Origin of the sequence: Alicyclobacillus dauci (assembly GCF_026651605.1) — a bacterium.
In the GTDB taxonomy this organism is placed as follows: domain Bacteria; phylum Bacillota; class Bacilli; order Alicyclobacillales; family Alicyclobacillaceae; genus Alicyclobacillus; species Alicyclobacillus dauci.
This window is the reverse complement of the sequence record NZ_CP104064.1, coordinates 3,991,159-4,004,783: the sequence shown is the minus strand read 5'-3', so window position 1 is coordinate 4,004,783 and position 13,625 is coordinate 3,991,159. Positions and strand designations below refer to the sequence as shown.

Below are 13,625 nucleotides of genomic sequence, written 5' to 3'. Positions count from 1 at the left end.
AAGTGGTATCTTAACCACGCGTCGCCCGACAAATGATGTTTTTACAGATCTGTTTGCAGATGATTGAAGAGGAGTTCAGCGGTCACGCTATCGTACGCGCCGTAGGTCTTAAATATCCAATAAAAATTGAATACCCTAAAAGTAAGACAAGTGCACGCTCGTTTTCAAAGAATGCTCCTTACGTCAGAGAGCCTTTGTGTAACAGGGTCACGTTCACCTGGATGTCGGGTTTGGCATGTGCAAAGGCCTCGGCCCATTGTTGCTGAACATAACGTTCCGTGGCCAAGTTATGTAACAACACATATTCCCCAAATCCGTACGCATCAAGTCGATTCTGTTGAAATCGTTTCAAGACACGTTCCGCTTCCTGTTGATCTTGGTTTGCTAATACTTTTTCGTAGCGGCGCATTTCTTGTTCCGTAAGTGGTTCTAAACCTTCGCTTTCATCTTGCGTAATGATGCCAGTCACATGAATTTTTGCATGCAAGACTGGAACTTGATTTTGCATGGTGACTGATAGGTGACTATGACTCTCTATATTGCTCACTTGAAATGCCCGATCTTTGTCTTGGACCCACTGTGAAAATCGTTCAATCTTTTCACTGACCAGATTGAAATATACTGTATCTTTCGGCGAAAGTTCGAGGCTCGGACGCGTTTTATCAAACGCGATTAGGCCGTACAACTCAAGTCCATCGTCGGCAACTCTGATGAGTCCGGTATGTGGTTTCATGCCTGTTGCACGTAACTCCCGCCAAAATTCCCAAAGTCGTGTCCGGGTCGTATAGCCCTGTTGTTTGACCGTGGAACCTAAGAAACGCTCAATCATGTCCGAAGGGGCGGAAACACCCGTAGTGGACAAGATTTCCTTTGCAGATTGCGGGGTGACAAGAAGCCAAGCAAGTTTATCAGTGTTTACGATGCGGATTAGCTCTGAGACCACTCGTTGGACTTGATTTTGCGTCAGTTGACGATTCAAAATCACTGTCGAAAGGTTCGAAAGGTAAAACACGTTTTCATATCTCGTTTGAGCGATTGAGATGGCCTCCTCAACGCCATGTGCTTGAATGGTGAAATTGCGGAAGATCGCAGTGGAACTGGCTTGACTTGAGCTCACTTCCGATTGTCCATCTCCTTTGCTTTGCCCTACATCGAAAACTGGAATTTGAAACGTGTATGATAGGTAACCGGGCTTTTGTTCTACAGGATCAACACCCATGCCAATGACTTGGGCTCGATCATTAATCTTTTCATAATCCCAGCACCCGGGCAAAAAGAGTAACAATAGACAAAGTGCACCGAGAATTGAGGGCTTTTTCAAAGACAATATCATCGTACGCGACCTCGACGTTGTTGGTTTGGCTTTTGGTATGCTTTTTCAAGTTGGGGATGAGGCACTGGGTTCTGATAAACGGTCGCTCCAGTGTCATCTTGAGGATGCAAGTGACTGGGACGTTTGTTGCGGAACCGTAGAGGTAGTTGAATAATACCGTCGAGGAATGAATCTCGAAAATGTTCTCCACTATACGGGTCCAAATATGAAATACCCAACGATTTTAAGCTGCTCACTTCGTACAGCAGCCAAATGGATGTCAGTAAGATGCCATACAGTCCTAGAAAGCTGGCGCTCATAATCATGCTCCAAGTACCAAGACGCACGGTGGTCGCAAACTCGTAATTCGGGCTAACGAAAATGCTTACTGCTGTTAGTGAAACGACGATAATTAGAATGTTGCTCACCAACCCTGCCTGAACCGAGGCTTCACCCACTACTAGACCCCCGACGATACCAATGGTTTGCCCCATTTGCTTTGGCATACGAAGTGTCGCCTCGCGTAAAATTTCCACGACGGTCTGCATAATGATCACTTCGACTACTGCTGGGAAGGGAACGCCTTCGCGAGACCTGGCAATCTGTATTCCAAGTACTTTGGGTAGCAGTTCTGGATTGAAATCCACAAACGAAATGTATAACGCCGGTAGGTATAAGGCGAAAATGAAGGATACTATACGTAACCAGCGAATAAACGTGGTTTCATAAAAACTCCGGCTGAAGTCTTCCTCCGTTTGGAAGAAGTCTTGTAGTGTTGCCGGAACCATGATAATCGTTGGATCCCCGTCGACGAGTATGGCAATCTTTCCTTGGTTAATTTCTTTAATTGTGCTGTCGACACGGTGCATCGTACGTGTTAGTGGGAACGGTGTCCATGTATGTTCGACAATCCGTCCTTCAATTTCATATCCTTGAACGATGACATCGGCATGAATCGCCTTGATTCGTTTCAGCACCGTTTCCACCGCTATTGGATTCGCAACATCTCCAATATATACAATCGCAACTTCTCTTCGACTGCGATACCCGACTTTCAATTGTTTAACATGTAACGTGGCTGTCTTAATTCCTTGCCGAATAAGCCCTAAATTGATGTCAATGTTTTCAACAAAACTGATCTGCGACCCACGAACCGACGACTCTACAACTGGTTGTTCCGGGGCGCGGTGTTCCACGGATTTTGCGCTTATGACAATCGCGGGTGAAACGCCCTCAATCATGAGTACTAAGTCTCCGGATGAGATGGTTTCACTTAATTCAAACAAATTTTTCATAAACGTGACGTCGGCGCTAGATAGTACCTTTTTACTCAAGTACTGCGCTAAGTTATTCGGTGTGCGCTTTGGGTAGGGATACTCATGAAGTAATCGCAGAGTTTCTTGAACGACTTTTTTATCACAAATCGTGTTAATGAACAGACAAACCGCAGAGCGTCCAGCAACACTGATACTACGTACTGTGTAATCGTCGCTGACGCCGAGAGATGGTGCGAAATAGTCAAGTGCTTTATTTAACTCCCCATGGTAATGCGGGGCATTACGGTAGTCTGGAACGTGGGGATCTACTCTTCTTTGTGCTGGTTTCTTCTTTTTGAACAATGGAAATCAGCCGCCAATCGTTTAAATTTGGATCACGAGGTTATGATAACCAAGCGGTGAGGGATTATTCATCGATGGATCGAACCGGAGGAATGGAAATGACGGAGCAAGAGAAAGTCATTCAAGTGTATCAGGACGTGTTAGATGGCAAGAGAAGTCGATTTCCAAACTACTTTTTTGTCGGAGAACGAGGCAAGAAATACTTAGCTTATATCACACGTTATTTGATTGAAGACTACTTGGGCATTCCACTCGAGGAAATCCCCCGTTGCGTGAGCGCAGAAATCCTATGGCATTATCGTTTACGTCCACCGGCAATGACCCATGGTTGGAACTTTATTCAGGTGATTCAAAACGCTTACCCAGGCATATTTGAGCCATGGGCGTTCAAACAAGTTTCAAATGGGTATTGGCAACGAGAAGAAGGGCAACAGAGGGCTCTTGATGCGATTCGATATGTAATTGAAGAGAAATGTCGGATCCCGCACAAGGAGATTCCTCTCCGAATTACGAACCACTTTTTTAAGCAACATGGGTTGCGCGGTGTATTTAATCGATTGGGACAGTCCCCTTATTACATCATCGATATGATCTATCCCGGTCAATTTAAAGCATGGGAATTTCACACGGTGCCGATGAACTTCTGGCGGGACCCAGACCATGTTAAACAAGCTATGGATTGGCTTCTTTTTGAAAAGAGCGGATTTTCCTCTTACCATGAGGCTGTAAAAAAGCTAACACTAAGGTACTTCTTTCAGTATCGATGTACTGGCCTTCTTCAAAGAGCTTTTGATGGAAAGTTACAGAAAGTGAAGGAATGGATCCTAGAACAACAAACATGGATATAAACTGAATCTCATATGCAGGTCCTTAGGGTTCGTTAACTCGGGCTAGGTTTCCTTTCTCTCACTTGGCACAGGCTCCGTCCGGAGACCACGCAATACCGCGATGATCCACTTCAGAAGAGGTTCGCCAAGCACTACGACCCAACTTAATGGAACCAAGTATTTATCGAGGAACTGAAAGCCTTGTTGTTCACTTCGGAAAGAACAAGCGACTATCATAGTAAGAATGGCCACGGGCGAAGTAAACCATTTGTATTTGTCATCCGACATATTGAAGATTCGCGCAGTCAGTGTTGACAGTCCCCATATCGCGTTACTTACAAACAACACCGTAAAAGCCGTGGCAACAATAATGATAAGAATTCCCACTCGTTCAACCGGCGAGCCCGTCAAGCGTAGTAATTGAATGGCAAATGGAAGTGAGAAAGAGATGTCTTTTGTGGCTTCCCACCCCAAATTTAAGATCACCGCAAGAGATACGATTACAATTATAACTCCTCCAGCGATAGCGCTGATGATGGGATACCAAACCGATTGCCGCTTTTTGTGTTGGTAATAGGGGTTCAGCATGAGGACGATGTTAAACCCAAAGTACAGTGGATACAGATGATAAATACCGTTAATGATGTTCGTCCAACTGGTCACGGTATGTGGAATCCACAAGCGATGTGCTTGAAATAGGAGAACCAGGAAAATGACAACTATGCCAAGCCAAGTAAATGGATGTACGATGCTGGCAACACGTGCTAAGGACTCAATCCCGAGCCAAGCCCCTCTGGCAGCAACAAGACACATTACAACAATCAACACCGGTAGTGGTGTATTTGGTAAGAAACTGTTTAACACGACGACGAAAAAGAAAACGCACAAAGCATTGAAACTGAGATAAACTGGGAAGTACAACATATCCACTGCGGTACCGATCCATTTCCCCCAAATTGCTCTAGTCATGTCTGCCCCTGTGATGTTTGGAAACCGCTCATTATTCAGACCTATTACCCAGCCAGTCATTACCCCTACAATAACCACTCCGAGGACCGCCCATAAGGCATCCAAACCTGCATGCTCTACAGCAATGCGAGGGAAGAACCAGAATATCAATGGCAAGTAACTGGTGGATGAAACTGCAATTACTTGAAACCAAGATAAGTATTGTTTCACACCGACTATCCCTTCTCATGAACATCACAGATTGCTGTTAATGGTGCATTTGCGCCCTGTATCTAGTACTATTTAATTCACTTTGTCGAAGCTAGCTTTTTTGCACGCAGAAGGACTTCTCTTGTAAACTGCTCCGGATAAATGAGATTCAGCGCTTTGGAGACCGAGCCATGAAAGACCTGCTTGAGCATATTACCCAGCCCATATTTTCGAAAGGTTTCTCCGGATACTCGATACGGGATTTCATCAATTTCCAAATTCAACTTTTCGAATAATAGCCATTTCAGTGCTTCTTTTGCATGAGTAAGTCCTTTTGGCCCATTCCAATACCCGTTTCCCATAGAAGAGAATTGCCATTGTTTGAACCTTCCAGGATAGGTCGCTTCGATTGCTTCGTAAGGGGAACCTAAAAAAACTTCTTTCAGCATAGAGCTAAGTCCATTTTGTCCGAAATGGGAACTTTTAACCGTTGACGGAACTGCTTCGATGGGGATCTTTAGTTTCTCCTCGATCAACCATTTGGTTGCTGTAATGGCATGTATTCGTCCATTCTCGCCCTTCCAATACCCGTTGGGCACCTGGTGAATTTCCCAAGGGTGGCATGGACCGAATCCCGCATCTTGAATCGCCTTCCAAGGGGAGTCGCGGTATACTTGGTTAACCATGCTATCCAATTTGTACTCGATAAATGTCTTGATAGTGATTTTATGTAGGTCCTTTAATGTATAATTTAATTTGTCCACAACCATCCATCTGACTGCTTTCCGTGCCATATCTCTTCCCGTTTCACCTACAAATACATGTTTCCTTGCCTTAATCAACTCCCAGGGCTGAAACTCCCCCGGATAAGCATTTTCAATCACTTTAAATATAGAGTTCTGAAAATAGGTTTTTAACATACCGGCTAGTCGGTATTCTGCAAGAAGCTCGCGACAAATGCCACAGCGAATATCCTCATGGTTCCAATGCTCTTTTTCCTCAAGTACATATCGTGTAATAATCCTCGCGTTACGTTTGCCTTCATCACCGGCAAAAAAGTAAGGAGCAAACTGATGTCTTCGATGATGAAGGATGTTCTCATATAGATGAATGATTGGACGTTCATAGTTCATAGTCGGTTTCTCCTAAGAAAGTACTTTATATGAGACATTATGTACGAGACTGGCCAGATGCATTCTTAGTACATATTATACATAAATAACATTTTATTCCTTATGTCACCAAAAATCACGGGATAATGAGTATCACCACGACATCCAGACGCTCCGTGTCAATCACTTGGGGTAATGGTGAAAGAGGATGTGCGACATGGTCAGTGGTGTACTAAAAGCAAATATTGCAATATTGACCGATGGGGAAAACAAGACAAGAAGTCACCAGTGAGCGGACCAACCTTCCGCATACATGGAATCACTTTGTTCAACAAAAAGGATTCCATTTTCAGCTTTGTGCTGGCATCGATTCGTACTATCACCCGTTCAGAAAGTCCTCATTTTCTGGACGCATGATTCGACACAACTTCATTCTATAATTTCAATGATGTGATTTTCAGATTTACTTGTCGCAATAATTATCCATGGTTGAGGTTGATTTTCTATTACCGTCGCTCTGTTCACAAGTCTAATCATTCTATTATTTCGAAATCACATAACACTTAGATGGAGATTAATGCAGGGAAATCTAAATAATGGGTCGAATTGTATTTGTTAATATTCACTTCACAGAACGTCCCTTCTGTGAAGTGAACTACACAAAGAAGGTTTCAAATGACATCAAATAATGTACAGTATCTCGACAAATTCACTTTACGAAAGGCGAATTTTGATTCACCCTCATTTTCCCAGGGTATTTCAAACAGTTTGCAAGTGTGGATAGAACGTTATATGAATTATGCAGTAAATGGAATTCGTTCAGAAGAAGTCGCCAAGAAGATTTTTCTGCACCTCAATCGATTTCTGGATTTCTTCCTTATTAACTATGGTCATGATCGAATTTCGGCCTGTTTAAAACGAGATGTCATTGGCTGGCAGAGACATCTTTGCGAACAAGGGCTCGCTGCTTCCACAGTGAACAATCATTTAGCATCCTTTTCTGCATTTACAAGTTGGGTATGTACACAAGAACCAAATATGTTTCCCCTCGGGGATCCTGCAAAGGGTATCGGAGAACTTGCGCTTCCACCACTTGAGCCCAGAGTGCTTACGGATGACCAGGTTCGTTCACTGAAGAACATTTGCGATAGATTGGAACGGTTTCATCAACTAAAGGGTCGGCGACGGTCAGAGACAGCTGTAAGGTCGAACGCTCGCCCTTGGCGAGACCGTGCCATTGTTTTTGTACTCCTTTCAACGGGTCTTCGTCGTGAGGAACTGGTCCGTTTAAATTTGGAACAAGTATCGCCCAATACACCCGTGGAGTTACGTGTAGCCCGACGTGCCCGCATCATGAACGTAAAAGGCAAGGGCAAAACCGAACGAATTGTGTTCTTATCAGCAGATGCTCGATTGGCGCTTGCAGATTATATCGAGAAGGAGCGCCACCTGGACGAAGGACCAGCAAACGCGGCTGTGTTTTTAAGTGCAAGAGGAATTCCTGCTAGAAAGAAAGACGGAAGGCTGTCCAAGACCTCAATCAACCAAATTCTGAATCAAATTGGTCGATGGCATGATGCCGAAATTCGTGATGCCGAGCGTCACATTTCCCCACTTCGGCCACACGACCTGCGCCACACGTTTGCATTTCAACTCGCAAGAGCAACTGGGGCAGATGCGTATGAACTGGAAAGAAGACTTGGGCACCGCTCCGGGCGTTACATTCAGCGGTATACGAACCCTCCCGAAGACGTTTCAGCCGGGTATGTCGAGGAGTTTTAAATTATGAGTGATAATACTGAGTTACGAAACTTGACTGATAGGGAAAGAGACCAGGCACTTGCGCGCTTTCGTGTTATTCAAGCACATCTCGAAGATGGTGTTCCCTTATCAGAGCTAGCGAAGACTACCAGCGTAACACTAAGAACGCTGCAAAGATGGCTGAAATCTTATCGCGACAAGGGGCTTGTTGGACTTACTCGTTCAGTACGATCAGATCAGGGAACACGAAGAATATCGGACGAGCTGATTAAACTTATTGAAGGATTTGCCCTTCAGAAGCCAACTCCAAGTATCGCTTATATCTATCGAAAAGTGTACGACATATGCGTACAGCAGCAGTGGAGTACGCCAAGTTATAGTCAGGTGTACTCAATTGTTCAAAGCCTAGATCCTGCACTTGTTACACTAGCTCACGAAGGTGAGAAACGATACAAAGCCGTCTATGATTTAGTGTATCGGCGAGAAGCAATGGGGCCGAACGGAATCTGGCAGGCCGATCACACGCTCCTAGATATTTGGGTGCTAGATGAAAAAGAGAATCCTGTGCGGCCCTGGTTAACTATAGTTTTAGACGATTACAGTCGTGCAGTGGCCGGTTACTTCGTATCTGGAGTCCGTCCGCACATCAAACTGCACTCGCTCTCCATCAAGCAATATGGCGAAAATCACATGTAACGTGGCATATATGTGGGATTCCAGACGTGTTCTATACAGACCATGGCAGTGATTTCACATCCAAGCACATGGAGCAAGTTGCAGCGGATTTGAAAATGCGGCTCGTTTTTTCCTTACCAGGTATGCCTCGTGGAAGAGGTAAAATCGAACGATTCTTTGAAACTCAACTTTCGCAGAGCAATAGGTCATCAAATCCAAGGAACGGCAAGGGTTTGATGCGATTGAGATGTAGGTGTTGACAATATTAAAAGCACCACTTCGTCTGGTATAGTGAATGTGCGACCAAACACTACCATTCGAAAGAGGTGCTCTCCTTCATGATAGGCCCTACAGACGATAATAATCAACTGCCGCTTGAGATTCGCCCTGCCGTTCAAGAACTTAATGTCCTCAAACACCTGCGAAAATCTGGTATCACGAAGAAATTTGGGTTTCCATGTGCTTACCTGTTTCAACTCGTATTCGTGCTCATCTTCCATCATCGAAACTGGTTCCAGTTACTCGACAGTACCAAGGGAGAAACGTTCCCTGGCAAAGATTCCGTGTATCGCTTTCTCAATCATGCTGGATTCGCCTGGCGCAAATTTCTCGTAGCTCTCAGTGCAGAAGCCGTTCGCAAAACAGCTTCCCTAACGTCCTGTAAGCGTGTCAGCGTGTTTGTTGTCGATGACTCCATGTATGAACGAAATCGAAGTAAGTGCGTGGAACTCCTGGCCCGATTCAAAGATCACGCCCGCAACTGCTACTACAAGGGTTTTCGTATGTTGACACTAGGCTGGTCGGACGGACATACGTTTATTCCTGTGGACTTTTCACTCCTCAGTTCTGCTAAATCTCAGATTCACGGCCTGAGCCAGGCGATTGACAAACGTACCCACGGGTATAAGCGCAGAATGGAGGCACTTCGTCCGGCACCGGAAATTATCCCGGCTATGCTCGACAGGGCCCTGGCTGCTGGAATGAACGCCTCATACGTCTTGATGGACAGCTGGTTCACGTATGCTCCGCTCATCCAGGCGATTCTGGACAGAGGGCTCGACGTCATTGGTATGGTCAAGGCAGACAATAAACGGTATCTTCTCGGAGAACGACGTTTATCCTTGCAAGAACTGTACTACGCTGCAACACCCGTACAGGGGACGAACAAAGGCATTCTACGCTCTATACATACTCAGTTGAGCCCCGGCTCCCTATTGTGATGGTATTCGTTCGTCATCGGACCAATAAGAAGGAATGGTTGGCCATTCTCTGCACGGACACCTCCCTGACGGTTGAGGAGATTATACAGATTTACGGCATACGCTGGGACATCGGCGTGTCCAGATAAGGACACAGTAGCTAGTTGGTGCAAGTCCAACCGGGAGAAGAGACTCCCCTCCCGTAGCCTGAGAGGCACCGTGGAGCGAAAGCGATACGGTGGAGCCCTCTGACATCGTGCTCAACAGGAGCGCGGGCAAAACTCCAGGTTGTAACGATAGTGAACGCGGATGTAGCCTCGTTACACGCAACTCCGGTGGCTGAGACGGTCGATAACGTGCGAAAGCAATAAGAACTGACCGAAATGAGTCTGAAACGGTGGTTCTCACCGGCGGGGTATCAGCGGCGACATGGAGGGAAAGTTGCTGTGGAAACTGGAGAAGCCCTCGACGCCCGTTGAAGAAATCTCATCGAGGAGGCCGCCCCTATAACCGTGATCGGGAAATGGGCGCGGTAGGCGTCAGGGTGGCGGAACGGACCGTAGTACCGTGGATTCGCGTGCAGTAAAACACGCGAGGAGGGAAGGGTCCGAACCTGTAAACATTCCGTACGACCGAGGGAGGCAAGGATGTCATGATAAAAACATCCATCAGTTTGCAGGAACTAAGGCGGCGGATATATCAAAAGGCGAAGTCTGAACCTACGCATCGATTCTGGGGATTATTCACCCACATCACCAACATGACGACCCTCTACGAAGCGTATCAACATGCGAAGAAAAACGGCGGAGCCCCAGGCATCGACGGACAAAGCTTCGCAGATGTAGAGCAATCGGGCGTCCGAGCGTTCCTAGAAGACATTCGAGCAGAGCTGCAGGCTGGAACTTACCAACCGCAAGCCAATCGTAAAGTGGAAATCCCGAAGGCGAATGGGAAAATGCGTACCCTGCAGATTCCGTGTATCCGGGACCGCGTGGTACAAGGGGCGTTAAAACTGATACTGGAGGCGATTTTCGAGGCCGATTTCTGTCCAAACTCGTACGGATTTCGACCGAAGCGCTCCCCGCATCAAGCACTGGCAAATGTGCGACGTAGTATACTGCGACGTATGACAACAGTGATTGACGTAGATTTGTCTCGCTACTTCGATACGATAAGGCACAATTTACTGCTGGAGAAGATTGCGAAACGTGTCCAAGACCCACAGGTGATGCGCCTTGTAAAACAGGTGATTAAGGTAGCTGGGAAAATCGGCGTTCCGCAAGGCGGACCGTTTTCTCCGCTCGCTGCAAATATCTACCTGAATGAGGTTGACTGGGCATTTGATGCTATCCGGCGGAAAACAGCGGAAGGTAGTTACGAAGCAGTGAATTACCACCGATTTGCCGACGACATGATTGTCACTGTAAGTGGCCACTCCAGTAAACGTGGATGGGACAAGCTAGCGTTGCGGCGACTGCGAGAATATTTGGAACCCTTGGGGGTTGAACTGAACCTGGAAAAGACTCGAATGGTCAACGTCCTAAAAGGTGAATCATTTTCTTTCCTAGGATTTGATTTCAGACGAGTACAGAATCGGAGCAGGACTGGATATTTCATCCTGATGACACCGAAGAAGAAAGCCCGACAGGCGATAAAAGCGAGAATCCGCGAAATAATTCAAAACGGGGGCGCGAAACCGGCAAAAGACGTTGTGAAACAAGTTAATGCCATACTGACTGGATGGGTGAACTATTTTCGGGTCGGCAACTCGAGCCGCGCATTTGGAGAAATCCGTGACTATACAGAGATGAAAATCCGAACCCTGCTGTCAAGAAGGAAACGAAGACGAAAGCGTAGCATCGGGTGGCGGAGATGGAGTAACGAATATCTGTACGGCGTGTTGGGGCTTTACTGGGACTGGAAAGTCCATCCCCTCAAAAGCGTAGACGGTTTTCGATGAAAGTGTCCGTAATCACGATAGGTCTCATAACCCTTTTGACAAAGTTTATGGGGTGAGCTGCTTGAGGGAAAACCTCACGAGCAGTTCTTATGGGGAGGGGCTGGAAACGGGTCGCATGGCGGTACCGCGCCAGTCTTTTACCCGACAAGTGTTTTTCAAGTGCACGAAGTCGTTACTACGATTGCAAAAAGAGTTTCAAGGACGCTCTTATGACATGCTCATCAGCCACACAACCATTGTATTCTCTCGCTATATCGTACTGGCTTGGCAGCATCGTCAGAGTACTGATGACCGAACCTTGGGGAGTCTGTTTCTGGCACTATGCGACGAGGTGGGCCAATTGGATTGGACAGTTGCACTGAGTCAACTGATCGAAATCGTGAACGACGTTTCGAGAAAGGCTAGCAAGCGTATCTCAAACCTCATTTGCAGTCAATTGCAGAAGTGGATCGACGGCTTACCTAGATATATCAAGGCATACATGCCTGTTTCGGTCTGCGAAAGTTGAGTTTGAAACAGTAAATCAACGGCTACTTAGTACACTTCCTGGTTATGTGCAGGATGGGGACAGGCAACCATCCCCGGAACTAACGATGCCTGAACTAGTATCTCAGTTAGAAACGTTTCTTCTCACATATAATCTGCAACCCCATAGCGAAACAGGAGTTCCTCCCCAGGAACGCTGGGAAGGAGGCGGATTTTTACCCCGGTTACCAGAATCACGCACTGAATTAGACCTTCTTCTTTTGCAGGTGGTCAAGACAAGGCGTGTGCATTCCGACGGTATCCACTTTCTTAATCACCGTTATATGGACACAACACTTGCAGCATACGTAGGCGAAGAGGTCGTAATTCGCTACGATCCACGAGACATCGCAGAAATCCGTGTGTTTCATAAAGAACGTTTTCTCTGTAATGCAATCTGTGCAGAACTTTCAGGTCAACAAATTGGTATTAAGGAAATCACAAGGGCGCGAAATCAAAGACGTAAAACACTGTCAGCTATTTTGCGTGATCGCGCTTCATCTGTAGAATCCTTCTCTCCCCCTAAGGCACCTCAGTCCAGCGTTAACGAATCAAAGCCAATTGGAACACAGCCAAAGGAGACGGTTACGTTGAAGAGGTATCGCAATGAATGATTTTACATTTCTTGTTACGAAGGAATACCGGCGATTTGAGGAATTCTGTGATGCATGTCGGCGCTATCGATATATCGGCCTATGCTATGGACCCCCAGGCGTAGGGAAAACGCTATCTGCTCGGAAATATGCAAATTGGGAAGCGATTGAGGACCTTCTAGAACTAAAGTTTGTAAGAGGCAGTAAAGGTATTGTGCCTGACGCTTCAATTGTCGATCCACGAGCAATTTTCTATACAGCTCCTGTGATGGGATCGCCGAATAGAATTAGTAAGGAGATTGGCCACATACGATCTAAATTCAAGTTAGGTCTTGAGTGGGTTCGGGCTTTTCGGGCTGGTGATGAGGAAAACTATGCGAATTGTACTGACCCGACCGAACTTATCATCGTCGATGAAGCTGATCGTCTAAAGATAACTGGTCTGGAAGAAATCCGGGATATTTATGATCGAAGTCAAATTGGTTTGATACTTATTGGAATGCCGGGTATTGAAAAACGTCTTTTACGTTATCCTCAATTATATTCAAGAGTTGGCTTTGTTCACGAATTTCGGACACTGAATGTCGAGGAACTACGATTTATTTTGGAGCACAAATGGCGTGATCTTGGCCTACAACTGCAACCTGAAAACTATTTTGGGGATGCAGAGGCATTATCAGCAATTACACGTATTACAGGTGGGAACTTCCGCCTTGTTCATCGATTGTTTACGCAAATTGAGCGTGTCATGGAGATAAATGAACTGAAGAACATCACGAAAGAGGTTGTGGAAACGGCTCGGTCAAACCTGGTCATTGGGGCTGGCTTTTAGGCAGCCCTTGGCGACGTAACGACAAATAAACATCAAATTTATACGACAATTA

At 46.0% G+C, this 13,625-nt stretch carries 10 protein-coding genes and 2 pseudogenes; 8 read left to right on the top strand and 4 right to left on the bottom strand.

What is annotated here, in order from left to right; genetic code table 11:
• Positions 1–178: 178 nt before the first annotated feature.
• Both NZD86_RS20110 and NZD86_RS20105 read right to left on the bottom strand, forming a co-directional pair.
• Positions 179–1,321 carry a Ger(x)C family spore germination protein gene (locus NZD86_RS20110; protein WP_268043836.1) on the bottom strand — a complete coding sequence of 381 codons (1,143 nt, stop codon included), beginning with the start codon at positions 1,319–1,321 and terminating at the stop codon, positions 179–181.
• A gap of 8 nt (positions 1,322–1,329) precedes the next feature.
• The gene (locus NZD86_RS20105) at positions 1,330–2,931 is read right to left on the bottom strand and encodes a spore germination protein (RefSeq protein WP_268043835.1); all 1,602 of its coding nucleotides are present in this window, start codon (positions 2,929–2,931) and stop codon (positions 1,330–1,332) included.
• On the opposite strand from NZD86_RS20105, the gene NZD86_RS20100 reads away from it, so the two are divergent.
• Positions 2,931–3,779: a DUF4046 domain-containing protein gene (locus NZD86_RS20100; RefSeq protein WP_326492607.1), complete on the top strand. Its 849-nt coding sequence runs from the start codon at positions 2,931–2,933 to the stop codon at positions 3,777–3,779. The genes NZD86_RS20105 and NZD86_RS20100 overlap by 1 nt on opposite strands.
• Before the next feature lie 42 nt (positions 3,780–3,821).
• Here NZD86_RS20100 and NZD86_RS20095 read toward each other — a convergent pair whose 3' ends face one another.
• Together NZD86_RS20095 and NZD86_RS20090 are read right to left on the bottom strand one after the other, a co-directional pair.
• On the bottom strand, positions 3,822–4,937 hold the full coding sequence (locus tag NZD86_RS20095) for a GerAB/ArcD/ProY family transporter (RefSeq protein ID WP_268043834.1): 1,116 nt from the start codon (positions 4,935–4,937) through the stop codon (positions 3,822–3,824).
• Between the two features lie 77 nt (positions 4,938–5,014).
• Complete coding sequence (locus tag NZD86_RS20090) at positions 5,015–6,049, bottom strand: DUF4046 domain-containing protein (protein ID WP_268043833.1); 1,035 nt, start codon at positions 6,047–6,049, stop codon at positions 5,015–5,017.
• Positions 6,050–6,820: 771 nt separating this feature from the next.
• Here NZD86_RS20090 and NZD86_RS20085 point away from each other — a divergent pair.
• The 7 genes and pseudogenes from NZD86_RS20085 (at position 6,821) to NZD86_RS20055 (ending at position 13,573) form a co-directional block, all read left to right on the top strand.
• On the top strand, positions 6,821–7,810 hold the full coding sequence (locus NZD86_RS20085; protein WP_268043831.1) for a tyrosine-type recombinase/integrase: 990 nt from the start codon (positions 6,821–6,823) through the stop codon (positions 7,808–7,810).
• Positions 7,811–7,813: 3 nt separating this feature from the next.
• Complete coding sequence (locus NZD86_RS20080; RefSeq protein ID WP_268043830.1) at positions 7,814–8,485, top strand: helix-turn-helix domain-containing protein; 672 nt, start codon at positions 7,814–7,816, stop codon at positions 8,483–8,485.
• A 317-nt stretch (positions 8,486–8,802) separates the two neighbouring features.
• Positions 8,803–9,803, top strand: a pseudogene (locus NZD86_RS20075) (IS4 family transposase); the annotation flags it as partial.
• 512 nt (positions 9,804–10,315) lie between these two features.
• Positions 10,316–11,623: a group II intron reverse transcriptase/maturase gene (ltrA, locus tag NZD86_RS20070; protein WP_268042903.1), complete on the top strand. Its 1,308-nt coding sequence runs from the start codon at positions 10,316–10,318 to the stop codon at positions 11,621–11,623.
• A 145-nt stretch (positions 11,624–11,768) separates the two neighbouring features.
• Positions 11,769–12,131: pseudogene (locus NZD86_RS20065) on the top strand (IS4 family transposase); the annotation flags it as partial.
• Between the two features lie 85 nt (positions 12,132–12,216).
• The gene (locus tag NZD86_RS20060) at positions 12,217–12,762 is read left to right on the top strand and encodes a Mu transposase C-terminal domain-containing protein (RefSeq protein WP_268043828.1); all 546 of its coding nucleotides are present in this window, start codon (positions 12,217–12,219) and stop codon (positions 12,760–12,762) included.
• Positions 12,755–13,573 (top strand): AAA family ATPase, encoded by an 819-nt coding sequence (locus tag NZD86_RS20055; RefSeq protein ID WP_268043827.1) that lies wholly within the window; start codon positions 12,755–12,757, stop codon positions 13,571–13,573. The genes NZD86_RS20060 and NZD86_RS20055 overlap by 8 nt, the downstream gene beginning before the upstream one ends.
• The last annotated feature ends 52 nt before the right edge of the window (positions 13,574–13,625 follow it).